21 protein-coding genes are annotated in these 22,324 nt (G+C 38.5%); 4 read left to right on the forward strand and 17 right to left on the reverse strand.

Annotated elements, in window-relative coordinates; genetic code table 11:
- Positions 1-12: 12 nt before the first annotated feature.
- Positions 13-222: a hypothetical protein gene (locus ACFX4R_RS21840; protein ID WP_116513970.1), complete on the reverse strand. Its 210-nt coding sequence runs from the start codon at positions 220-222 to the stop codon at positions 13-15.
- A gap of 147 nt (positions 223-369) precedes the next feature.
- Between ACFX4R_RS21840 and ACFX4R_RS21845 the strand changes: the two genes are divergently transcribed.
- Complete coding sequence (locus ACFX4R_RS21845; RefSeq protein ID WP_121945406.1) at positions 370-1,647, forward strand: polyamine aminopropyltransferase; 1,278 nt, start codon at positions 370-372, stop codon at positions 1,645-1,647.
- An 84-nt stretch (positions 1,648-1,731) separates the two neighbouring features.
- Positions 1,732-2,466, forward strand: a complete 735-nt coding sequence (locus tag ACFX4R_RS21850; protein ID WP_377570362.1) for a polysaccharide deacetylase family protein — start codon at positions 1,732-1,734, stop codon at positions 2,464-2,466.
- Positions 2,467-2,494: 28 nt separating this feature from the next.
- On the opposite strand, the gene ACFX4R_RS21855 is transcribed toward ACFX4R_RS21850, so the two are convergent.
- From ACFX4R_RS21855 to ACFX4R_RS21890, 8 genes are all read right to left on the reverse strand, one after another.
- On the reverse strand, positions 2,495-3,166 hold the full coding sequence (locus tag ACFX4R_RS21855) for a DUF421 domain-containing protein (RefSeq protein ID WP_013057585.1): 672 nt from the start codon (positions 3,164-3,166) through the stop codon (positions 2,495-2,497).
- A gap of 115 nt (positions 3,167-3,281) precedes the next feature.
- Complete coding sequence (locus ACFX4R_RS21860; RefSeq protein ID WP_377570364.1) at positions 3,282-4,043, reverse strand: M15 family metallopeptidase; 762 nt, start codon at positions 4,041-4,043, stop codon at positions 3,282-3,284.
- Between the two features lie 159 nt (positions 4,044-4,202).
- Complete coding sequence (locus tag ACFX4R_RS21865; RefSeq protein ID WP_377570366.1) at positions 4,203-5,270, reverse strand: TolB family protein; 1,068 nt, start codon at positions 5,268-5,270, stop codon at positions 4,203-4,205.
- A 25-nt stretch (positions 5,271-5,295) separates the two neighbouring features.
- A complete protein-coding gene (locus tag ACFX4R_RS21870; RefSeq protein WP_208756835.1) occupies positions 5,296-6,765 on the reverse strand; it encodes a sensor histidine kinase in 1,470 nt (489 codons plus the stop codon).
- Positions 6,762-7,454 carry a response regulator transcription factor gene (locus ACFX4R_RS21875; protein ID WP_116515028.1) on the reverse strand — a complete coding sequence of 231 codons (693 nt, stop codon included), beginning with the start codon at positions 7,452-7,454 and terminating at the stop codon, positions 6,762-6,764. The genes ACFX4R_RS21870 and ACFX4R_RS21875 overlap by 4 nt, the downstream gene beginning before the upstream one ends.
- 171 nt (positions 7,455-7,625) lie before the next feature.
- Positions 7,626-7,760, reverse strand: coding sequence for a hypothetical protein (locus tag ACFX4R_RS21880; protein WP_286190839.1), 135 nt, complete (start codon positions 7,758-7,760; stop codon positions 7,626-7,628).
- A 149-nt stretch (positions 7,761-7,909) separates the two neighbouring features.
- Entirely contained in the window at positions 7,910-9,421 is a 1,512-nt protein-coding gene (locus tag ACFX4R_RS21885; protein WP_377570369.1) for an FAD-dependent monooxygenase, read from the reverse strand.
- A 35-nt stretch (positions 9,422-9,456) separates the two neighbouring features.
- Entirely contained in the window at positions 9,457-10,632 is a 1,176-nt protein-coding gene (locus tag ACFX4R_RS21890) for a YhgE/Pip domain-containing protein (protein WP_377570371.1), read from the reverse strand.
- Between the two features lie 197 nt (positions 10,633-10,829).
- Between ACFX4R_RS21890 and ACFX4R_RS21895 the strand changes: the two genes are divergently transcribed.
- The gene (locus ACFX4R_RS21895; protein WP_121945413.1) at positions 10,830-11,438 is read left to right on the forward strand and encodes a TetR/AcrR family transcriptional regulator; all 609 of its coding nucleotides are present in this window, start codon (positions 10,830-10,832) and stop codon (positions 11,436-11,438) included.
- Between the two features lie 42 nt (positions 11,439-11,480).
- Here ACFX4R_RS21895 and odhB read toward each other — a convergent pair whose 3' ends face one another.
- The 6 genes from odhB to ACFX4R_RS21925 all read right to left on the reverse strand — a co-directional run bounded on the left by odhB (position 11,481) and on the right by ACFX4R_RS21925 (position 19,820).
- On the reverse strand, positions 11,481-12,776 hold the full coding sequence (gene odhB, locus ACFX4R_RS21900) for a 2-oxoglutarate dehydrogenase complex dihydrolipoyllysine-residue succinyltransferase (RefSeq protein WP_014459542.1): 1,296 nt from the start codon (positions 12,774-12,776) through the stop codon (positions 11,481-11,483).
- 16 nt (positions 12,777-12,792) lie between these two features.
- The gene (gene sucA, locus ACFX4R_RS21905; protein WP_121945414.1) at positions 12,793-15,654 is read right to left on the reverse strand and encodes a 2-oxoglutarate dehydrogenase E1 component; all 2,862 of its coding nucleotides are present in this window, start codon (positions 15,652-15,654) and stop codon (positions 12,793-12,795) included.
- A gap of 363 nt (positions 15,655-16,017) precedes the next feature.
- Positions 16,018-16,605 carry a PadR family transcriptional regulator gene (locus ACFX4R_RS21910; RefSeq protein WP_121945415.1) on the reverse strand — a complete coding sequence of 196 codons (588 nt, stop codon included), beginning with the start codon at positions 16,603-16,605 and terminating at the stop codon, positions 16,018-16,020.
- A 66-nt stretch (positions 16,606-16,671) separates the two neighbouring features.
- Positions 16,672-18,216: an MDR family MFS transporter gene (locus ACFX4R_RS21915; RefSeq protein ID WP_377570375.1), complete on the reverse strand. Its 1,545-nt coding sequence runs from the start codon at positions 18,214-18,216 to the stop codon at positions 16,672-16,674.
- A 138-nt stretch (positions 18,217-18,354) separates the two neighbouring features.
- Positions 18,355-18,801 (reverse strand): OsmC family protein, encoded by a 447-nt coding sequence (locus ACFX4R_RS21920; RefSeq protein ID WP_043981556.1) that lies wholly within the window; start codon positions 18,799-18,801, stop codon positions 18,355-18,357.
- A 122-nt stretch (positions 18,802-18,923) separates the two neighbouring features.
- Positions 18,924-19,820 carry an NAD-dependent epimerase/dehydratase family protein gene (locus tag ACFX4R_RS21925; protein WP_043981555.1) on the reverse strand — a complete coding sequence of 299 codons (897 nt, stop codon included), beginning with the start codon at positions 19,818-19,820 and terminating at the stop codon, positions 18,924-18,926.
- A gap of 165 nt (positions 19,821-19,985) precedes the next feature.
- On the opposite strand from ACFX4R_RS21925, the gene ACFX4R_RS21930 reads away from it, so the two are divergent.
- Positions 19,986-21,206: a DUF418 domain-containing protein gene (locus tag ACFX4R_RS21930; protein WP_377570377.1), complete on the forward strand. Its 1,221-nt coding sequence runs from the start codon at positions 19,986-19,988 to the stop codon at positions 21,204-21,206.
- A gap of 41 nt (positions 21,207-21,247) precedes the next feature.
- Here ACFX4R_RS21930 and ACFX4R_RS21935 read toward each other — a convergent pair whose 3' ends face one another.
- Entirely contained in the window at positions 21,248-21,706 is a 459-nt protein-coding gene (locus ACFX4R_RS21935) for a hypothetical protein (protein ID WP_322552201.1), read from the reverse strand.
- Positions 21,707-22,030: 324 nt separating this feature from the next.
- Positions 22,031-22,321, reverse strand: coding sequence for a hypothetical protein (locus ACFX4R_RS21940; RefSeq protein ID WP_013057601.1), 291 nt, complete (start codon positions 22,319-22,321; stop codon positions 22,031-22,033).
- Positions 22,322-22,324: the final 3 nt, after the last annotated feature.

Raw genomic sequence — 22,324 nt, forward strand, 5'->3', positions numbered from 1 at the left:
GAGCTAGTGCTGTCAATTTCCGCGCAAGACTTCGCTTTCCGCGGGCGGTCGATGAGACTCCTCGTCGCTTACGCTCCTGCGGGGTCTCACCTGTTCCGCTCTTGCCCTCCAATTAACAGCTATTACATACGGTAAATCTACGTTCACCATCACAATGAAAAAATCCGAACGAGTTGAATTCTCCGTTAAGAATTTCGATTGATTGTTCGGATCTTCCTTCAACGAAAATACGTTTTCCCCAGCTTCTTTTCTCTGGGAAGATAACTAGTTATTTCCCGAAAATATCTATAAAATAACGTGCTTACGTTTCCTTTTTTGAAAAAGTTTCATAAGATAGTGAAAATAATGCTCAAAAAGGAGGCTGAAGTAGTGGATATTAAAGGCAAACACTTGCTAATGGATGCGTTCGAATGCGATGAAGTGATATTAAACGACCCCTCACTTTTAAGGAGAATTCTTGTTGAAGCTGCACTAGATGCAGAGATGGAAGTTTTGCACTGTTATTTTCACCAGTTTACGCCCCAAGGCATTACAGGCATTCTCGTATTAGCTACCTCTCACTTGTCTATTCATACGTGGCCGGAGGAAAACTACGCTTCATTAGATTTTTATACGTGCGGAGACAAAGAAATAATTGAAATTGGTTATGCGTTGCTGAAGCAATTAGCTTCGAAAAAAGCTGTTGTGTATTCGATTTCTCGCGGAATTCAACACGCCGAAACTCCAACAAAAAACCGTCAGCATGCTGAAAGCACTCGTCTTCCCAATCGTGGAGATGACTCAGATCACGTTAGCTTAAAGCAACTCTTATCAGGCCAGCACGACATTTTGTTTCATCAAAAAAACCGTATTCAAGATATTCAGCTGATTAAAGCATCTGATATTCGAATGTATTTGGATGAACAGCTGCAATTTAGTTCATTGGATGAACATGCGTACCATGAAGCTCTTGTACACCCTATCTTTGCAGCTTCCGTAAGTCCTCACCGCATTCTTATTCTAGGCGGTGGAGATGGTTTAGCTTTACGAGAAGTCCTTAAATATAAAGAAGTTAAAGAAATAGACCTTGTGGAAATAGATGCTGACGTTGTAAATGCTGCGATGAATGTAGAAGAATTAAAGAAGTTAAATCAACGCTCATTTGAAGATTTTCGTGTCACCGTTCATATTCAAGATGCTGTTGACTACCTCTCTTTGAATTCAGCGTGTTATGACATCATCATTATTGACTTTCCTGATCCCACTAACAAAAAAATAAGTGCTCTTTATACAAAAGAATTTTACGCACTTCTCCACCGTTCACTATCGCGCAGCGGCTTGGTCGTATGTCAGTCAAATTCTCCTAGAGACACACCTATCGTTTTTTGGAGCATTAATAAGACGATGAAAGCTTCTCAGTTTTATACGTTGAGCTACCACACCATTATTCCTTCTTTTGGAGATTGGGGGTTTCACATCGGCTCGAAAACACCTTTGTCTGCCCCTATACTCTCTACTGATTTTTCATCTACTACGCTGCCGTCAGACTTTACTAAGCTAATGCGTTTTTCTCCCCATTCTCTTTCTAAGAAACAGTTTGCAGTTGTGAACTCTGCTGAGCACTTGGTTCTGCATAAAATATTTAAAAAAGAAGGCTTATATTTGTAAAAAAAGAAAGCTTGGCTTATACATTCCTTTTCTTTTGACATACTAAAACAGTCTCGTCACCACTGTGCAACAGAAAGGATTGTTATGAGAAAAATTTCGGTTTTTGTTATCTTAGTGCTAACTGTTATTTTCCCTTCCACCGTTTTTAGCCAAGTGAAAGTTCCTGTCTTGATTTACCATTCTATTGATACCTACACAGGCCACGGGGAAAAAGAACTGTATGTGACGCCTGAAAATTTCGAGAAACAACTTCTTTATCTTCAAAAGCAAGGATATACGCCGCTAACATTTGAAAAATGGGAGGAACTAAAGCGTGTAAAAAAACCTATATTTATTACATTTGACGATGGATATAAAAATAATCTTACTATCTTGCCTATTTTTCAAAGAGCAGCCAGCCCTCAATTTCATCCAGCGGCTACAATTTTTGTGATTTCAGATTTTATCGGCCGTCCCAACCGTTTGTCGCCAGCGGATTTGAAAAAATTTGTTGATTCAGGATTTTTTTCTATTCAGTCTCATACTGCTACTCATCCGGATTTAACTAAGACGAAAAATTTATCCTATGAGCTAGCTGATTCAAAACGAAAAATTGAAGCCATCACGAGCCAGCCCGTTATTGCTCTTGCTTACCCTTATGGAAAGTTCAATAGCCGCGTAGTGGAAGAAACAAAAAAGAATTATACATTTGGTCTTTCAACGATTCCAGCATTTTTTACTGAAAGCGGACAAAAGAATAAAAACTATCTTATTCCGCGTCTGTACGTTACGTATTCTACAACGATTGAAGATTTTGCTAAGCTATTAAAAGAAAGCTAAAAACCCTTTCCTTTTAAGGAAAGGGTTTTTAGAATTTTGTTATTTCTAGTCCCCGCTCTTGCTGCCATTCAGCATAAAAAACTTCGCTGTATTTTTTAATTTTCTTGATTGCAAGCTGTTTTTTTAACCATTTTTCATCTACGTTTGCTTCTTTCAAATTACCAGGCACTACTTTTCCATCCATGATTAAAGCAATAGGTAAATTGGTTTGAGAATAAGGGATGTTTAAATCATTTTTCGTCGGAGGGCCGAATTCGTGTTTAGGAGCGACGCTCACCTCTCCATTTGTTTCTAAAATGACGTATTCTGCTTCATACAGTGAAAAATACCCTTGCTGTCTCATTAGATGCTGAAGCTGATTCAAGTCCAAGTTGTTTTTCTTAAGCTCTTTATAAAGGATTTTCCCTTTATAAATAATCATTGAAGGCTTTCCTTCAAGAATTCCTCTAAACCCTGTAAAGGTTTGAGATAGCTTTGTCACTGCGTAGATCAGAAGCCCCCAAATCAAAACGCTATAAAGAATTTCAGTTAACTCTACTCCTTTTTCAAGAGCTGCATCCCCCACAATATTTCCCAGGACAAGCGTTGTAATAAAGTCAAACGGAGTGATTTGAGCAAACTGCGTCTTACCTAAAAGCTTCAGCATAATAAATAGCGCTAAAAATCCACATATCAGTTCAATTGCAATATCTTTATACATTGATACACTTCCTCTATAACAAGCATGTTATAGTATCAGTTTGTATCATATGTGAGAGTGATAAACCTGACTTTTCATTTTTCTTTCCTTCATTCTCCAGTTATAGAACTTTTTCTTAAGCTTTTTTCTTACTTGCATAGGTTTCTAACGTTGCATATTGATTAAAAATGGATGCGGCTGCTTTTTTCCCTACATACCTAAGGTGCCATGGTTCGTATTTATAGCCGGTAACCTGTTCTTCACCTTCAGGGTATCGAATAATGAATCCGTATTGATACGCATTTTTTGAAAGCCAATGAGCCTCTGATGTAGCAGCGAAGCAGTCTGCGGCAGCACACATTCCACTTCCTCCCGTGACATCGATTGCTAGTCCCGTTTCGTGTTCACTTGTTCCAGGGTAGGCGCTATATGTGCGTGCTTGTTCTTCACCGTCTCGCTTTGCATAAAATGCAAAAAGCTCTTTTTGACGCTCGTGAGATCGATAACCAGATACACCAAGTAAGCTGATTCCCTCTTTTTCAGCATCTCGGAAAAGTTCTTCAAGTGCTTGTGCCGCAGGCTTTCTAAGCATTCGTTTTTCTATCTTTTCGTTGAAGATAAACGGAACGTCGGCATAGACTAAATCGGAAGGCTGATAGGATTCAGGAAGCTGATGCTTTTTATTAACTAAAGCCGTAACCGATTCTGGATTGGCTATGACCACTGTTTCTTCTACATTAGGTTTTGTTAAAGATGGAGAAGCTGATGAGCTTTCTAGTTTTTGAGCCTGTCCATTTTTTGTGAATTCTCTGGCAGACTTTGATGAAGAATTGCTTGTTCCGTATCCTGCTATCATCAGCGTAAAAGCTAAAGAACAAATAACTAAAAAGTATTTCATGATGTCTTACTCCTTTCAAACGGCTTTTGATGTGCTACAAAAGCCGTTTGAAAGGATAAAATATAAATGTTTCTGTCTGTTATTCAGTTGTTTCAAACTTGTAAACACTCTTAAAAAAATTTAAGGTGTAAAAAAATAGAAATAGACTGCCTAAGCAGTCTATTTCAAAAAGATAATATACGTCTGAACTTGATTTTGCGTAAAGCTCGATGCAACTAGTTTATTTCCTGATTGACTCCAAGCAAGCTGATCAGCAGCATAGTCTAAATTTACGTTTAAGTGTGTAACATCTCCTGTTAATCCGTCTGCTAGGAATATCCCTTTATCTCCCTCTTTTTCAGAAATAAAGTTATAAGCTAATTTCGAACCGTCGGGAGACCAGCTTACGCCAAAAATTTGAGTGGACAGAGCAAGCTGAAAGGCCTCTGATCCTTTTAAATCTGTGATAGACAGCGTTCTCGTTTGGGCATCTTTTTGCTGAACGAGCGCTAATTGTTTGCCGTTTGGAGACGGGATAATAGAAACCACATTATCTCGGATTTTTTCAGGGTGCGTCTGTTCGTTATGAAGAAAAAAAAGCTGGTTGTTTACACCAATATAGTAAATGCCACCTATTCCTTTAACTGCATCTAAGATTCGATCGTCTCTGTGCAACAGAGGTTCTGCTTCTCCTTTTACATTTGCTTTAGAAAGCTTTCCTTCCATTGTAATAAACATTACTTCTGAATGATTAAGCCACTCTCCGCTTGATGGATAGAGAAGAACATTCTTTATTTTAACCGTTTTTTTTGTTTGAAGGTTCATTATATAACCAAATGTATCTTCGCCTTTTGCTACTTTATAAAAAAGATAATCACCATTCGGAGAAAGCTTCGCCGCATGTTGAATTTCATTGCTTGGATGCAACACAAAAGTAGACTTGTTTTTTAGATTATAGGTAGCTAAATTCTGTGCATATACCTCTTTGGGACCGAAATCGTGCGAACGAAATTGTTTATTTTCTTTACTAACAATCATTGTGTTTTCGTTTAAAAATTGAAACGCTCTTACGCCGTTAATATCCTGCACGTCTTTCACTTCTATTTTTCCATCTTTATCTACTTGGTCCAATACAGTAATTTTCTTGTCGGGTTTTTCAACCGTTTCTCTATGGCTTTCTTCTTGTCCGCATGATGTTAAAATAAGAAAAGTGCTTGCTATACATATCATTAATCTATACCGTTTCAATAACGGTTCACTCCTTTTAGCTAACTCATTTCTCTGTTTTCAAAGGAAACGACACTTTGAAAATCGTCCATTTAGAATCAGAATGATGCAGCTTGATAACGCCTTTTTGCTTTTCAGTTAAATCTTTGGCTAATGCTAAGCCAAGGCCTGTACCTCCGGATAAACGCGACCGATCTTTATTTACGGTGAAAAATGGTTGAAATAATTTCTCTTCTGCTTCGGGTGGAATCCCTATTCCGGTGTTAGCTACATCCACAATAATAGAATTCTCTAAAGTGTAAGACGTTACTTCCACTTTTCCGCCTGGTTCATTATATTTAATAGCATTGTCAATTAAATTGATAAAAATGTGTATTAAGCTTTCGCGATCAGCCCAAACAACTGCTTCTTTGATACTTGTATGAAGAGTCAAATCAAATTTAGCTGCTTTTCCTTTCATACGATCGCATATGTCTTCTAGAAGCCGCTTCAATTCAACTTGCTCTGGTCGCTGCTCGAAATCATATTTCTCAAGAGCTGAAAGCTTTAAGATTTTATCTACCATTTCATGAAGGCGATTCGTTTCTTTACGAATGTTTTGCACGCCGTCTTCCATAAGCTGAGGATCATCTCGATACATATCAAGTAAGTCAACATAAGCTTTGATCGATGTTAAAGGCGTCTTAAATTCGTGGCTGATGTTACCGATAAACTGCTTTTGCTGCTGTTCGAGAGACTGCAGTTTCGAAATAGCGAATTCAAGCTTTCTTTTTTCTTCATTCATTTGATCGATATTTTTTTCAATCGACGTACTCATAAAAAACAAGCCTTGACTGAGCTCTCCAAGTTCATCGCGTCGTTTGAACGGCACGTCAGTTAAATAATGGCCTTTTCGAATCTGCTGTGAAGTTTTTTGAAGCGTAGCGATGAGCGAAGCAATGCGGTAAAAATAAGCGTAGCCAATTAAAAAAGCTGCTGCTGCCGCAATCGTTCCTCCCATACGAAATAAGTGCCTAATGTCAGCTATAAACTGCTGATTATTTTTTAGGGAATGGTCAAAACGAATGGCTCCAATAAATTGATTGTCGATTGACACAGGTGCAAAGTAAATAAGGGAAGAACCCGAGATTTGATAGGCTATTTTTCCTTTTAAAGCATAGCTAAGCGTATCAGAAACATCCACATCTTTTTGGCCGATGGGAATAGAGCTTCCTGCTTCCTGTCCTTTTTGATTATATAGGACTGTTTGCATTCCGCTTTGTGATGCAATCGAAGATGCAAGGCGCTGTCCTTTTTGCTGAAGAAAAGAATCTGTATTCAGAGACGGGTCACCGGTTACATAACTTTGATGAATCGTTTGCTCGGCTGCTTTGCTTTTTTGAATAAGTTCACTTTCTAGCTGATCACGCTGATTTGTCTCAATTCCTTTTAACACAAGTACGCTCAGTACGGTTACTGTTAAAATAATTAAAAAAGCAAGAACGAGCCCCATCTTAGCTTTTAGGCTAATTTTCATTCATTGAGCCCTGCTGTCGCTTTATATCCAACCCCGTATACCGTTTGAAGCAAATAAGGCTCTGCTTCTCCTACTTTTTTTCGAAGGCGCTGCATGTGAATGTCTACCGTACGTGTACCGCCTGCATAATCCATTCCCCAGACAAGATCTAGTAAATCTTCTCGTGTGTACACTCTCTCTAAATTGGCAAGTAATAAAGCAATAAGATCAAACTCCTTTGGTGTAAGCTTAACTAACTCATTGGCAACATGTAACGTGCGCTGAATTAAGTTCACCTTCACTTTTCCCACCGTGATTTCTCCCACAGCTTCAGGAGCTTCATTTTTTTCCATTCGCCGAACAAGTGCTTTAGCTCTAGCTACAAGTTCTCTTACGTCAAACGGCTTGGTCATGTAATCATCAGCGCCTAACTCTAAGCCTAGAACTTTATCGACGATATCATTTTTAACCGTTAACAAGATAATCCCCATTCCTCTTCGATTCTCAAGTTTTCGGCATACTTCATAGCCGGTTAATTTCGGCATCATCACATCCAATATCATCACGTCAGGTTGAAAGCTTTTTACTTTTTCAAGTGCTTCTTCACCGTCAGATGCTGTGTCTACAATATATCCTTCGCGCTTGAAAGCATAAGATACCGCTGTAGCAATACTTTTTTCATCATCAACTACTAAAATCTTTTTATTCAATGTATCACGTACTTTCATTTGATATTTCTCTTTGTCTATCTTATCAAACAGCTTTAGCAAAAACATCTCCAAGTTGTTTCGAAATTGTAAACAAAAATAAATAGATTGAGACATAACAAAATCAATTCAATCTAAAGACGAACAAATGGGGTCAATGAGCTTGATTGCTCGCTACACTGCTGTTGATTTCCGTGCAAGGCTTCGCTTTCCGCGGGCGGCCGCTGAGCCTCCTCGTCGCTTTCGCTCCTGCGGGGTCTCACCTGTTCCGCTTTTCCCGCAGGAGTCTGCGCCTTGCCCTCCAATCAAGCGCTAGAATAAACTAAATAGATGAAATATACGTTTACCATGAACATAAAAAAATCCGAATTAAGTTGATTTTCCTTGAAGAATCTCGATTCATCGATCCAATTTTCCTTCAGCTAAAATCATGTTGTCTTAGCTTTTTATTAGCGTTATTATTCATTTGTAAAAGGAAGGATTTTATGCGTATGCAAATATTGATGAAGCAAATCTATACGCTGCTCGCTGCTAATAAAACCAATGTATCCGTCCGGTCTAATAACGTATAGAGCATCTTTTTGAAGCCCTGCTTTCTTCAAGTAAGGGTTCCAAGAAAACTCGTGTAAGGAGAAGTCTTTTTCTTGCATGCTCCTTTTTAGCTTCTCTGCTGCTGTTCCATAGACATGTATTTGCCAGTTTAAAGACTGTAAAGATTCAAAATTCCTTTCTACATAAGGTAATCGATCACCACTTTGCACATTCGTCCCTTGCCCGCTGCTTAGGTCACTCTTTCGATACTTAATGCGGATTTGAGATAAAATCGTAAATGCTTTGTGACGGGGATAAGGGAAACGAAATAAAAAGGATAGTACAGGCGGAAAGATATGCTTCCTAAAAAATTGACTCGTTTTATCTCGTGCCACCATTCGCTTAAAAGCGCGATCAGTTGTATTTACAAGCAGCTCTGCAAAAGGCAACCTTTCTTCTTCGTATGTATCTAATATGGAAAGTGCCGCTTTGTGTTGAAGGACAGCTGCTAATTTCCATGAAAGGTTGATTGCATCCCCAATTCCTGTGTTCATTCCTTGTCCGCCTGCAGGACTATGAATATGAGCTGCATCTCCACTTAGAAAAATACGCCCCTGTCGGAAACGACTTGCTACTCTGTGATGGATATGATATGTCGAGAACCAATTTATACCCTCAACCTGAGCACCAAATGTTCGTTGAATAAAAGCGTGAATGTTTTCAGCTTTTACATCGTTTTGATCCCCAAAAGCTGAAGGAATAATACCGATCATTCGATACGTTCCTTTACTTCTAACAGGCATACAAATCAAAAATTCTTCATTGCTAAATGAAATACTGATTTTTTGATCCTTCATCACTTCACCAGAGCCGTGAACATCCATCACATAAAAATGCTGTTTATATTTTTCTCCTTTAAACTCTACCTTCATTTGCTTACGAACGGTACTGTGTGCTCCGTCACATCCACAAATATACTTAAAATAAGCGGTTTCCTCTTGTTGGGCTTTTAATAAAGTTTTTACCCCTTCTCCGTGTTCAGCTAGAGAGAGTAACTCCGTCTTCCATTCTACTTCAATCCCAAGTTTTTTTAATTTTTCAAGCAGAAACCGCTCGTGGTCGTCCTGTGGAAATGTAAGAACAAAAGGAAAAGGACTTAACCCTTCTCCTAAAGATCCTAGATGAACTTTTGCTTTTATTTTATTCTTCACTCGGACGTATACATCTTCCATCTTAATCCCGCGCTCTATAACTTCATCTGCAAAACCGAACTGCTGATAAAATTCAAGTGTTCGCGGTAAAATAGCCATTGCCCGGGAGGCTTGCCCAGGTCCGTCGCTTCTATCAATAATTCGCAAAGGAATGTTATGTCTGGCTAAATTGTAGGCCATAACGAGGCCAGTAGGGCCGGCACCGACGATTAGGATTTGTGGATGCATCATCATCTCTCCTTTTCATTCAGTTACAGTATCTTTTATATTGAGCGAGACTCATCTTTTTTTACAAAAGATGCAGGTAAAGCAGAAGCAAACAGAGCACACAAACTTATTAAAGAGATAAGAACTAGAGCAGATACAGAAGGATTCCATGTCAGATGTTCTCCAAAGAAAAATAGTTCTCTTACGCCATCTACCATAAATCTCATTGGCAGCCATGGATAAATCCACTCTCTATAAAAATCAGGCATAATTTCTGGGGCCATTGAAAGCAAAGGTGCGCCAAAAAATAGAATAATAATGAAAATTGGAAGTCCCTTTAGTCCTAGCCATGAAAGTACGGCTGATATCAAGGTGAGAAAACTGAAGTAAGCAATAGCTAAGAATAGTGCTGTATCCAAAAATGAAGGAACGCTTATTCCAACTACTCCAGCCAGCCACGCTAGCCCGAAACCAGCAGCTAAAGCAAGTATAACCCCGATGATGACGAACCCTACTTGGTTAACGATTCTCTCTTTACGAGAAGAAAACGTGATCTTTTGAATGCTGAGGAAGACCATTGCAGCACCGGCTATACTTGCCATCCACAGCGGCTGAAATAATGAAACGGGGGCATTTCCGTTGACACTATGAGTCCCTGTTTCGTTTACGTTTATCACTGTCTTTTGAATCGGTGCAGCAAGTGCTAATGCTTGGTTTGCACTTAGTTGCGTTCCGTTTTGTTCAAATCTTTTCACTAGCTGCAAGCGCATATTTTCATTCATCTTATCGACTGCCCCGTTTAGCACCTGACTTGCTAGTGTTGAAGCAGCTGTATTCATTCCTTGATTCACTAACAATCTAATAGCAGGTGCATCGGGCTGAGCCGTCTGGAGAGTCGCCTGTTTTTTGCTGAAATCTTTTGGAATGATAAGCGCCCCGTAGTATTTTTGGTTATTTAAACCTTTTTCAACTTCTTTAGTATTTGAGACAAAAATCCATTTAACTAAAGATTGTTCAGTACTCGCCCGCTTCGTATTTTGTTCTATTTGATTTCCTATATTTACATTACCCTTTGCTGGAACTGTCATTCCTTCGTCAGCATTGACGAATGCGATTGGCAAATCCTTAGGTGCTGAGCTTGCCGAAGGAATTAAGGTTAGAATAAAGATAAAAATAACAGCTACTACTATAATTGGTGAAAAATATATAAGCTTTTGATTACCTAATTTCATATAGATCTCCCCTTTTTGTTTTAAGGATATACACGTTAACGAAAAGATAATGTACATGATGTTGATTAGTGATCACTATGTAAATTATAATGAATTTACCTGTATTCTCAATATGCAATAATAGCGGGAATGTCGATTACTTAACACAAAGCATATAACTGTTCATTATTAAAGAAAAAAGTAGGTGTTTAAAAGCTGTGGGGAATTCAAAAACAGATCGCAGAATTATTCGAACGAAAAGATTTATCCGAGATGCTTTGACAGAATTAATGGAAGAGAAAGGGTTTGAAGGCGTCACGGTCAGGGATTTGACGAAAAAAGCGGATATTAATCGCGGAACTTTTTATTTACACTACCAAGATAAATACGATTTGCTTGAAAAGAGCGAAAATGAAGTTATTCAAGAAGTAAAAGAATTTATCAAAAAGGCAAATCCCAATGAGATTGTGTCTGCTAATTTGAAAGAACAGCCTTTGCCGTTTATTATTACACTTTTTGAATATATTCAAGAAAATGCACGTTTTATGCAGGTTATGCTTGGTCCAAAAGGCAACCCTGGCTTTCATCTTAAAATTAAAGAAGTTATGAAAACCAATATGCTCGAAAAATTAGAGCTCATTGATAATAAAACGCCTCCGCTTGTTCCACTTGAACATCTAATGTCTTACGTAACGTCAGCGCATCTTGGAGTTATTCAGCACTGGTTAGAACAAGGCATGAAGCAGTCACCGCGAGAAATGGCCCTGACACTCGCTAGCATGACTTTTTTGGGCCCTGCTTATGTTGCAGGCATTAAGCGAACATAAAAAGAACCTGCTATTCTCTAAGAAAATAGCAGGTTCTTTTTATTAACCTTCTAGTAATAAAGATTCTGGATCTTCTAATAGTTCTTTAACAGTAGCTAGGAAGCTTACGGCTTCTTTGCCGTCAACGATACGGTGATCGTAAGAAAGTGCAATGTACATCATCGGACGATTTTCGATACGCTCTTCATCAATTGCTACCGGACGAAGCTGAACTTTGTGCATTCCTAAAATACCAACTTGAGGCCCGTTTAAAATTGGTGTAGACATTAATGAACCGAATACGCCGCCGTTTGTAATTGTGAACGTTCCACCTTGTAAATCTTTTAATGCTAATTTGTTGTCGCGCGCTTTTTTCGCTAAATCAACGATAGATCCTTCGATACCAGCGAATGTTTTGCGGTCAGCATCACGTACAACTGGAACAACAAGACCGTCTGGAGCTGACACAGCAATACCGATATCATAGAATTTTTTAATTAATAACTCGTTTCCTTGAATTTCAGCATTTAATAATGGATACTTTTTAAGTGCTGCTACTACTGCTTTTGTAAAGAATGACATAAAGCCAAGTCTTACGTCGTGCTGTTCAAAGAATTTGTCTTTGCGTCGTTTACGAAGAGCCATAACAGCCGTCATGTCTACTTCGTTAAACGTTGTTAGCATAGCCGCTGTTTGCTGAACTTCAACGAGACGTTTGGCAATTGTTTGACGACGACGTGACATACGTTCGCGTTCAACAGGTTTATCGCTATTTTCACTTGCCGCTGGAGACGGAGATACCGGGTTAGCTGGCTTACTTGCTTGTGCTTGCTGCTTTTGCTCATTTGATTTTTGGTCTGCATACGAATCAATATCATGTTTGCGCACACGGCCAAGAGGATCAGTAGTTGGCACTTGATCTAGCTTAATCCCGCGTTCTCTTGCTGCTTTGCGAGCTGCAGGAGAAGCAATTAGCCATTGTTTTTGATTTCCTTGCTGAGGCGCTTCAGCTGCTGGCGCTACTTCTTCAACAGTTTTTTGCTGAGCTGGAGCCGCTTCTTGCTTTGGTGCTTCCTCTGCTGGTTTTTCTTCAGCTTTTGGTGCTGCTGGTGCTGAAGCTCCTTCTTTCGCTTCAAGACGTGCAATTGTTTCACCAACTTGCACTGTGTCGCCTTCGCCAGCAAGAAGTTCCGTTAGTACACCAGAGTCTTCAGCTGTAATTTCAACGTTAACTTTATCTGTTTCAAGTTCAACGATATAATCGCCTTTTTCAACGAAATCTCCTACTTGTTTTAGCCACTGTGCAACTGTTCCTTCAGAAATTGATTCTGCTAATTCCGGTACTTTAATCTCTCCCATGGTTCATTCCCCTTCCTTATCGTGTAACAACGTCGTTAGCAATTTCATTTTTAGTTAATGCATCTTGTAAAATACGTTCTTGTTCTTGTCTGTGAACTGTTGGATCGCCTTCAGCTGGACTTGAGCGTCTTGTGCGGCCGATGTAGTCAACCGTAGCTCCTTCTGGTGCTACTTCACGCAGTCGATCTTCTACATAGTTCCATGCGCCCATGTTTTCCGGCTCTTCTTGTAACCAGACAATCTCTTTTAAATTTTTATAGCGAGCAAAGATTTCAGCAATTACGCGTCTTGGAAACGGATAAATTTGTTCTAGACGAAGGACGTGTAGCCAATCTTTATCATCTTCTGCTTTGTTTAAGCGTTCCGTTAATTCACTGCTGATTTTTCCGCTGCACAGAACGATTCGTTCAACTGCATCTTCTTTTTTGCCTAATCCAGGCTGTTCTACTACTAAGCGGAAAGAGCCTTTTGTAAACTCTTCAAGGTTTGACACACTAAAAGCATTACGAAGCAAACTTTTTGGTGTCATAACTACTAGCGGTCTTACTTCTTCGCGCTGTAAAATAGCAGCTTGTCGTCGAAGTAGGTGGAAGTATTGTGCAGCGCTTGTTACGTTTGCGATTGTCCAGTTGTTTTCTCCAGCTAGCTGTAGATAACGTTCTAGACGAGCGCTTGAGTGTTCTGGCCCTTGACCTTCATGGCCGTGTGGCAGCAATAAGACCATGCCAGATTTTTGTCCCCACTTAGCACGGCCTGCTGCAATAAACTGGTCAATAATAACTTGACCTGCATTGGCAAAATCACCGAACTGTGCTTCCCAAAGAACGAGCGTTTCAGGAGCAAATACATTATAGCCGTATTCAAATCCAAGAACGGATCCTTCTGATAATGGACTGTTACGAATATCAAAGGAAGCGCTTACGTTCTTCATTGCGTGTAGTGGTGAGTAAACATCCCCTGTCTTATGATCATGAAGAACAAGATGTCTATGTGCAAACGTACCACGTTCAGAATCTTGGCCTGTAATACGAATTGGCGTGCCGTCTCTTAAAATCGTAGCAAATGCAAATGCCTCACCCAATGACCAATCTACGCTTTCATTTTCTTCAAACGCTTTGGCACGTTTAGATAAGATGCGATCAAGTTTTGGAAATACGTTAAATCCTTCAGGGTATTTCACTAGCTCTTGATTTACTTCAAACAGCTCTTCTTTTGTAACAGATGTATCAATATCTGAAATTCCTTTGAAGACTGCTTGTGGCATTTCCATAATTCTATGCTGCTTTTCAGCTTTTGGCGGTACTTTCTCATAAGCTGCTTTTAACTTCGCTTGTAACTCTTCATTAATTTGATCTGCTTGGCCGCTTTTAATCACGTTTTGTTCTTCAAGCTGCTTTGCATACATAGCACGAACCGTTGGACGTTTTGTCACAATTTCATACATCTTCGGCTGCGTTACAGACGGTTCATCCATTTCATTGTGGCCAAATCGACGGTATCCAATTAAATCAATCAAGAAATCTTTGTTAAAGCGTCTGCGATACTCATAAGCAAAATAAGCAGCAGCTAAACAGGCTTCCGGATCATCCGCATTTACGTGAACAATTGGAATTTCAAATCCTTTTGCTAAGTCACTTGCATATTTCGTTGAACGAGAATCGACGCTTTCTGTTGTAAATCCAATCATGTTGTTAGCAATAATGTGGATTGTTCCACCTGTTTGATAACCAGTCAATTGATTTAAGTTCAGCGTTTCTTGTACAATACCTTCACCAGGGAATGCAGCATCTCCGTGAATTAAAATCGCGAACGATTTTTTTACATCTTGTTTTGGGTATCCATTCACATCACGCTCATCTTGAGCCGCTCTTGTAAACCCTTCCACAACCGGATTAACAAACTCCAAGTGACTAGGGTTGCTAGCCAATGTCAAACGAGCTCGAACTGTGTTCTCTGCTTTAATTTGTTTGTCGGCACCCAGGTGATATTTTACGTCTCCCGTCCAGCCGTAGTTGATACCGATTGAACCTTCTGAAGGAACTAATTCCTTGTTAGGTGCATGCTGGAATTCTGCAAAAATCATTTCATACGGCTTGCCTAATACGTGTGCCAATACATTTAAGCGTCCACGATGAGCCATACCGATATTAACCGTTTTTGGGCTTGTTTCCACTGAGCGTGCAATCAGTTCATCTACAAGTGGAATTAACATATCTACGCCTTCAATAGAAAAGCGTTTTTGTCCGACAAATGTACGGTGTAGAAATTGTTCAAAGCCTTCTACTTCTGTTAAACGCTTTAATACAGAAGTTCTTTTCTCATTTGAAAGAGGTTGGAAAATAGCACCTGACTCGACCATATCAGTCAGCCACTTATTCTCTTCCATGTTATGTACGTGATGGAATTCAAACGCAATGGTTTTTGTGTAGACATCTGTTAAATAGTTAATTGCGTCTAAACCATTTTTGACGTGTGATGGCGCATTCGTACATAAAATATCAACCGGAATTGATTTTAAATCTTCTTGCGTTAAATTGTAATCTTCCAAGTGAAGCAAGACAGGATCTTTCTTCTCGCTTTCAAGAGGTTTAATTGATGCGTATAGATGACCATAAGCACGGATGTTTTCCGCTAGCTTAATAGCCGATGCAATTTTAGATGTGTTAGCTGAAGGTGCAGCCTGTGCGTATTCAGCTTGCTGAACTTGCTCACTTTCGTTTAATGGAGGAGCACCCCAATAATCAAATAATTCTTTTAACTCTGGATCTACTAGATCTGACTGCTCTTCATATAACTCATACTGTTCTAATACATAGCCATAGTTCGGACCCAAAAATCCTTGCCAAGGCTCCCCTCTATTCGACGTTTCGTTACCCATGATAAAACCCCCAACGAGTTATAATAATTGTCGTACTCAACAATCTTTCCATTTTGAATGTCGATTACCTTATCGTCTGACATCTTTACAACGAGTGATAAATCTCACTGCGTGTGTATCTGATATCTGCTTATATTTTACCACTCTTTTACTCGTCAATCAAAATGAAATCGCTATATTTCTTTAATTTTTTTTACTTTTTTAATAGTCTTACTACTTTTTGAAAGCGTTTTATAAGTAAAGCTGATTAAAGGTCGAATCAGGTGTTAATTAATTGTTATTGACCTAGCTTTTGGCAAAATTAAATTGCTTGAAATATATTTTATGACTATTAAAAAAAAGAAGCAGCGTTTTGCTTCTTTTTTAAAACTCATCTACGATTTTTTCAACGTCTTCAAAATAACCATCATCTACTTCTGTAAGCTTGCTGCTTTTCGCCGCTTCGAGTAAATGAGTGAACCAAGTTAGTTCTACTTTCAAATGCATAATCGTGCGCATAATGATCGACAGATTTGCAATGGAATGATCCACCTTTTTAACTTGGTACAAATTTTGCATTTTTTCTAAATAAGCTGCCGTTTCCTCAATCTTTTTTTCTAAAGCAGAAGCCACTTTTTCTTGATCGACGTAAGAAGTAAATGAAAGCGCAGCATAAACTGGTCTATGCATATGCTCTTTTTTTAACAGCTGTTCAAAATAAAGGCGCTCAAATTCTTCTCTTCCTGCATCCGTGATAGAATAAACGGTCTTTTCAGGTCTGTTCGTCTCTCGAATCACATTGACTACTTTCACCAGCTGATTTTTTTCAAGCGTATCAAAAGCATAATATAAAGAGCCGCTTGCAAGTTTAATATAGTGCTTCATTTGTCTTTCATTAATGGTTTGCTGAATTTCATAAGGGTGCTTGTTTCCTTCCATTAATAAACCCAATATGACTAATTTAACACTCATAACACCTTTCACCTCTTGACATGCATCTTATTTAGTAAAAAAAGCACGAACATCTTCGTGCTTTTTCTATTTTTGAGCTGCAGGTTCCTTAGCTTCTACCCGCTTTTTAGGGGGAACTTCCACTCGTTCATTTCCCATTAAAAAGACAGTAATGATAGCTACTGCAATTGGAATAAGAGCAAGCATAAATGCATACGTGATCGATGTAGACATAGCATCAACAATCTTATCTAATATTTGAGGCGGAATGCTGTTTCGGGCACTTGATTGAAAAACTGCACTCGGATCTCCTATTTGAGAAAATGCTCCTTGTGATCCATTTCCCATACCTTGAAAATTGCGCTGCAGCTCACTTGTAAATGTATTGCTTTGAATCGTTCCAAAAATCGTAACTCCCAGCGTCATTCCTAAAGAACGCGCAAATGAGTTCGTTGAGTTGGCAGAACCTCTAAACTGTGGATCCAGCTTATGCGTTGACGAAGTTGGTAAAAGAGAAAAGCTAAATCCTACGCCAAACCCAGTCAAAATCATGAATACCGTTAGCATCCAACGAGGTGTATCAGGTTCCATTGTTCCTAATAAAAACATTCCTACTGCAAATGAAAAAACGGACATAATCATTAAGTTTCGAAAGCTTGTTTTTGTGAGAAAAATCCCGCCGATAGCACTTCCTGCTACCGAGCCTAACATCATCGGAGTTAAAATTAAACCTGCATTTGTAGCAGAACCTCCATAAACAGCTTGAACGAAAATAGGAATAAATACCGTTAAAATAATAAACGTTGCTCCGTATAAGAAAGCGAGAATTTGTGATGTTGCAAATAAACGGCGCTTGAACATCCAAAATGAAATAATCGGCTCTTGCGCGCGTTTTTCCACAAAAAAGAAGAGTGATAGCGCCACAGCAAAGATAGCAAAAAGAGATAAAATTTGCGGAGAAGACCAATCGTACTCTTTCCCTCCAAGTTCAAGAGCAAACATTAAACTAACTACTGAAATTACAAGAGTGGCTGCACCAGCCCAGTCAATTTTTTGTTTTTTATGACTTTTTGATTCTTTATAAAAGCGCACAATAAAAAATAACGATAAAAGTCCAATCGGCACGTTCACATAAAACACCCAGTGCCAGCTGATGTATTCCGTAATGTATGCACCAAGAAGCGGACCAAATACGCTTGCTGAGCCAAAAACGGCACCTAATAATCCCGTCATTTTCCCGCGTTTTTCAGGAGGGAAAATATCAAATACAATAGTAAAAGCAATCGGAAGAAGCGCTCCTCCTCCAATTCCTTGAATCGCCCGGTAAATACTTAGCTGCACAATGCTTTGCGCTAGGCCACACAATGCAGATCCAAGTAAAAATACCGTCAATCCAAAAATAAAAAACCGTTTACGGCCGTACATATCAGACAGTTTACCAAATATCGGCATACCTGCCATCACGGCAACCATATAGGCGGACGTAACCCAAACAAACTTATCTAACCCACCTAGATCAGAAATGATTTTCCCCATAGCCGTCGCTACGATGGTATTATCCATGGCTGACATAAAAATACCGAGCAGCAATCCTGCTACGATAAAACGAATATTTTTTTCTGATGAAACCATTTCAGTTCCTCCTTTCACGTCATCTTTTTGATGAACAGAAATGATAGCTACTTAAATTATTATATTCAAATTTGAGTATTTTACAATCTTAAATGTGCTTTTTTTAGAAATAAACATAAGAAAAGCGTAATGGGTCCATTACGCTTTTACTGTGAGCTGAGGCTCTAATTCAATCTCAACATTTCCTTGAATGGCTCTTGAAATCATACAGGATGTTTCTGCTTTTTTTATAAGTCGATTGATTTTTTCTTCTTGAGCCGCAAATTCAGATGTGATGATAACATGAGGTTTATGAATAATTTTTTCGTATGTAAATACACCATTCGTCACGTCCACAATAGCTTCTGATTCCATCGTTAAAGCCTCCTGACGGATTCCGCTTCTTTCGAATATCGCTGCAAGCGTGATGATATAGCACGTGGCTGCTGCCCCTAGCAGCATTTCATCCGGATTTGTTCCCACTCCTGGCCCGTCCATTTCTGGTGGAATGGAAATTTTTGTTTTTAATTGTCCTGATTCAATTGTACCTACTTCATTTCGGCCTCCTGGCCAATTTGCTTGCAAATGAAAGTGATGTTTTGCCATAGTTTATCCTTCTTCCTTCTATATAATGATGTGTACCTAGCGTACCCTTTTTATGTATAAAATAAAAATGTTCTGCTTGTCACAGCAAAAAGACTGCTAAACGGTGCAGTCTTTGTTTTTTCTTAACTTAAAGGTACTTTCTTTTCGCTTTCAACGAAAGCTTTGATTAATGAAGGCAGCCAGTCCTGCAGGTTTGTAAATGAATATCCCCAAAAGCTAGCCTTTTCATTACTCATCGTCCAAGAATGATCTACTCCGTAAGGAGAACTATTTTCATCTGTTAAACGAGAGGTTGTTTTTGCTGTTTTATTCGCTGCTTGTTCAATATATGAAAATAAATTTTTGAGTGAAATAGTACCATTTGAACAAGCGTTAATCGGCCCTTTTAGCTTCTGTTCTGCACACCAGACTAAAAATTCACCGGCTTCTTCCTGTGAAATGAAGTTCATTTCTGCTTCAATAGCCGGTACACCAATTTCTTCTTCATGCATAATTTTTTCTACGTGAAAACGTAAGCGATCCGTATAATCATCTTTTCCCATTACAATTGGAAAACGGACAGACGTTACCGAAAACGGTGCTTTTTGAAAAAATACCGCTTCAGCTTGGCGTTTTCCTTCTTGGTAGGAAATATTTTCACGGCGTGTATAGGAAATAGGATACTTGTATGGATCAAAATCTTCTTCATAACACGTTTTTTCTAAAGAACCGTATACTGAAAGAGTCGAGGTGAGTACATAATGACTCGTACTATGACGAAAAGCTTCAACAGCCACAGCTGCGCCGTGTGAAGAATAGCATATTTGATCGAAGATAACATCCCATTTTCTTCCTCGTGTTGTTTCGATTACAGAATCTTTTTCTACACGATCAAGAAAAATCCGTTCAACTCGGTCGCCGAAATCATCTGGGGTTTTACCTCGCGTTGCTAACGTAACCTTAACTCCTTTAGAGAGCAATGTCTGGACTAAATTTTTTCCAAAAAAACGAGTTCCACCTAACACAAGTGCTGTTTTCATCTTTTTCTCCACCTTTCGTATTTGATATGGATAACCATACCATTATTATCCAACTTTTTTGTTCATAAAGCTATGAATCTTTCCGCTTATTTTTTTATATTCCCACCTATTTTTTCGCCACTGTCGTGTTAAGATGTACATATCTAACAAAAAGGAGCGACAGTGATGAATCCTTCTCCACTTCCCCTTAACGAACGCCTTGTTGTTCTTGATATTATTCGGGGTATTGCTTTGCTAGGCATTTTCTTAGTAAATATCCCTGCTTTTGCTTATCCGATATTTATTTTTCAAATGTACGATATTCCTTATGAATATAAAGGAATCGATGCTTATATTGATTTATTCCTGCTGCTGTTTGTTCAAGGAAAGTTTTTTACGATTTTTTCTTTTTTATTTGGACTTGGATGCGGAATCTTTTTGCGTAGAGCTGAAGAAAAGCATTACTTTGCCGCTGCTTTATGGTCAAGAAGAATGGCTTCTTTGCTATTACTCGGGCTTTTTCATCTTGTCTTTTTCTGGTATGGAGACATTTTGCATGTGTATGCTATTGGCGGTTTTTTATTGTTGTTTTTTTATAATCAAAAAACCAAGACGATTTTGCTGTGGGCAATAGGCCTGCTATGCTTTTTTTATCTTTTGGCTTGCATGCAGTTTTTTATTCCAGCCCACGTCTTGCAGGAGGCTCAGTTGGAGTATAAGATTTTACATGAACATGCCTTAGTCCAATATTTATCCACCTACAGGCAAGCAGACTATTTATCTTGGCTGTTTTATCGTTTGAATGTTGAAGTGGTACCTATGCTATTAAATCTACCGTTTTCTATCTTTCCCGTATTTTCTATGTTTTTATTTGGCTTATATACTGCTAAAAAAGAATTAGTACATAGTATCGAACAAAATCGTTCTTTTTTTAAGAAAATTCAGTTAATAACAGGTGCAGCAGGTTTTACTTTAACTATCATTCTCGCTATTTTAAAACTAGAAATTTTAAAATATGGACTCTATCAGCAGGCGGCCATTCACCTTTTTACAAGTTTGAGCGGCATTTTTCTATGTTTTTTTTATCTTACCACCTTACTGTTATTCCTGCAATTTTCTCCTTACGCTTCAGTGCTGGGTCTTTTTAAGTATAGTGGAACAATGGCATTAACAACTTACCTTAGCCAAACTTTAATTTGCCTGTGGATGGTTAGAGTCTTTGGTTTATACGGAACTCTTACCTTAACAGAAAGCACGATTATTTGTCTCATTATATATACACTCCAGCTTTTTTTTAATAAGTGGTGGCTTTATTATTTCTATTACGGTCCGTGTGAATGGTTATGGCGGAGCTTTACATACCGATCTTTCCCGCCTCTCAGACGGAATAGAAAAGCTTCAGCTTAACAGCAAATCGGCCTTCAAATTTGAAAGCCGATTTGTCTCCTTTACTGCAAAGGAGGTATGGTTATTCGTTTAATTCCATTTGCCTCAAACTCTCGTATATACTCCATTTCTCGATGAAAAATTCGCATAAAAACTTCATTTTTTATTTCTTTAATGGGTCCTATTTGTTCTATCACATCTCGTTTAGCCATGCGATAGGCTAGCGCTTCCCAAAACACTTCGTTATCGTATTCTCCAATAATATCTTGAAGAGAATCTTCATGTTCTTCTGTAAACATAACCTCACTGTTTAGCGTGTGAAAAGGTCCTTTTTCAAGGAAAGGCTCTGCATGAGAAAACATTTGTTTTTCTACATCCGTATATTCTTGTGCATGCTCATCTTCTACTCCAGAACATGCTGTGACCATCCAGTTACCTAAATAAATTAAATCAAGCAGTTGAAAAAAGTGCGTTTCAGATAGTTGAAGTTCAATTTCGTTTTTTACAGGGGCTTTTGACATAAGCGTGGATCTCTCCTTTAATTTTGAGGGTAGTTGCTACTAAATAAAATAGCTAAAAGGGTTAGTATGCAGGCTAGCAGGAAAACTGAAGAAATGACTTCACCTCTTTTCTGTAGTGTAAAAATAGAGGTACTGACATCCAAAGAAGTGAATACGAAGGGTGTAAACTTATCATAATCGAAATAAAGACAAGATACAAGACTTTTTTACTAAATTTTCTGACTATTTTCGTCATAAATACCTATTTTTGTTTTGTTTATACTAGAAAGGCCCGAAAATTGCGTGCGGAGCTGCTCAAAATAAAAAAGCGCTGAACCAGGCGCTTTAACGGTGTAAAAAAATAGATAAACCAATAAAAAAAGCAGCTAAAATAAAATCAAAAATCCATTGCCACTTCTCACGTTTTAACAATACGTGCTCTACCCCTGATAACAGCGAACTTATACTAACCAAAACAAAAATAAAGCTTAATTGGTTAAACGAAAATTTAGTGACAAAATTTGATACAAGTATGACTGCTACGGTGATGAACAGTGCCATTTGACTTATAAGTACCCATTTAATTCTCTGTTTATATCCGTCTTTTAAAGCTTGTAATAAATCGTTGCTGATCACTCT

Origin of the sequence: Priestia sp. YIM B13490 (assembly GCF_042787735.1) — a bacterium.
GTDB lineage: Bacteria > Bacillota > Bacilli > Bacillales > Bacillaceae_H > Priestia > Priestia megaterium.

Bases quoted from the DNA above. Each gene is read 5' to 3' on its own strand.
- odhB (WP_014459542.1), bottom strand. From the start codon at position 12,776: ATGGGAGAGATTAAAGTACCGGAATTAGCAGAATCAATTTCTGAAGGA.
- ACFX4R_RS21855 (WP_013057585.1), bottom strand. From the start codon at position 3,166: ATGTATAAAGATATTGCAATTGAACTGATATGTGGATTTTTAGCGCTA.
- ACFX4R_RS21930 (WP_377570377.1), top strand. From the start codon at position 19,986: ATGAATCCTTCTCCACTTCCCCTTAACGAACGCCTTGTTGTTCTTGAT.
- ACFX4R_RS21925 (WP_043981555.1), bottom strand. From the start codon at position 19,820: ATGAAAACAGCACTTGTGTTAGGTGGAACTCGTTTTTTTGGAAAAAAT.
- ACFX4R_RS21860 (WP_377570364.1), bottom strand. From the start codon at position 4,043: ATGAAATACTTTTTAGTTATTTGTTCTTTAGCTTTTACGCTGATGATA.
- ACFX4R_RS21915 (WP_377570375.1), bottom strand. From the start codon at position 18,216: ATGGTTTCATCAGAAAAAAATATTCGTTTTATCGTAGCAGGATTGCTG.
- ACFX4R_RS21850 (WP_377570362.1), top strand. From the start codon at position 1,732: ATGAGAAAAATTTCGGTTTTTGTTATCTTAGTGCTAACTGTTATTTTC.
- ACFX4R_RS21920 (WP_043981556.1), bottom strand. From the start codon at position 18,801: ATGGCAAAACATCACTTTCATTTGCAAGCAAATTGGCCAGGAGGCCGA.
- ACFX4R_RS21870 (WP_208756835.1), bottom strand. From the start codon at position 6,765: ATGAAAATTAGCCTAAAAGCTAAGATGGGGCTCGTTCTTGCTTTTTTA.
- ACFX4R_RS21910 (WP_121945415.1), bottom strand. From the start codon at position 16,605: ATGAGTGTTAAATTAGTCATATTGGGTTTATTAATGGAAGGAAACAAG.
- sucA (WP_121945414.1), bottom strand. From the start codon at position 15,654: ATGGGTAACGAAACGTCGAATAGAGGGGAGCCTTGGCAAGGATTTTTG.
- ACFX4R_RS21935 (WP_322552201.1), bottom strand. From the start codon at position 21,706: ATGTCAAAAGCCCCTGTAAAAAACGAAATTGAACTTCAACTATCTGAA.
- ACFX4R_RS21890 (WP_377570371.1), bottom strand. From the start codon at position 10,632: ATGAAATTAGGTAATCAAAAGCTTATATATTTTTCACCAATTATAGTA.
- ACFX4R_RS21885 (WP_377570369.1), bottom strand. From the start codon at position 9,421: ATGCATCCACAAATCCTAATCGTCGGTGCCGGCCCTACTGGCCTCGTT.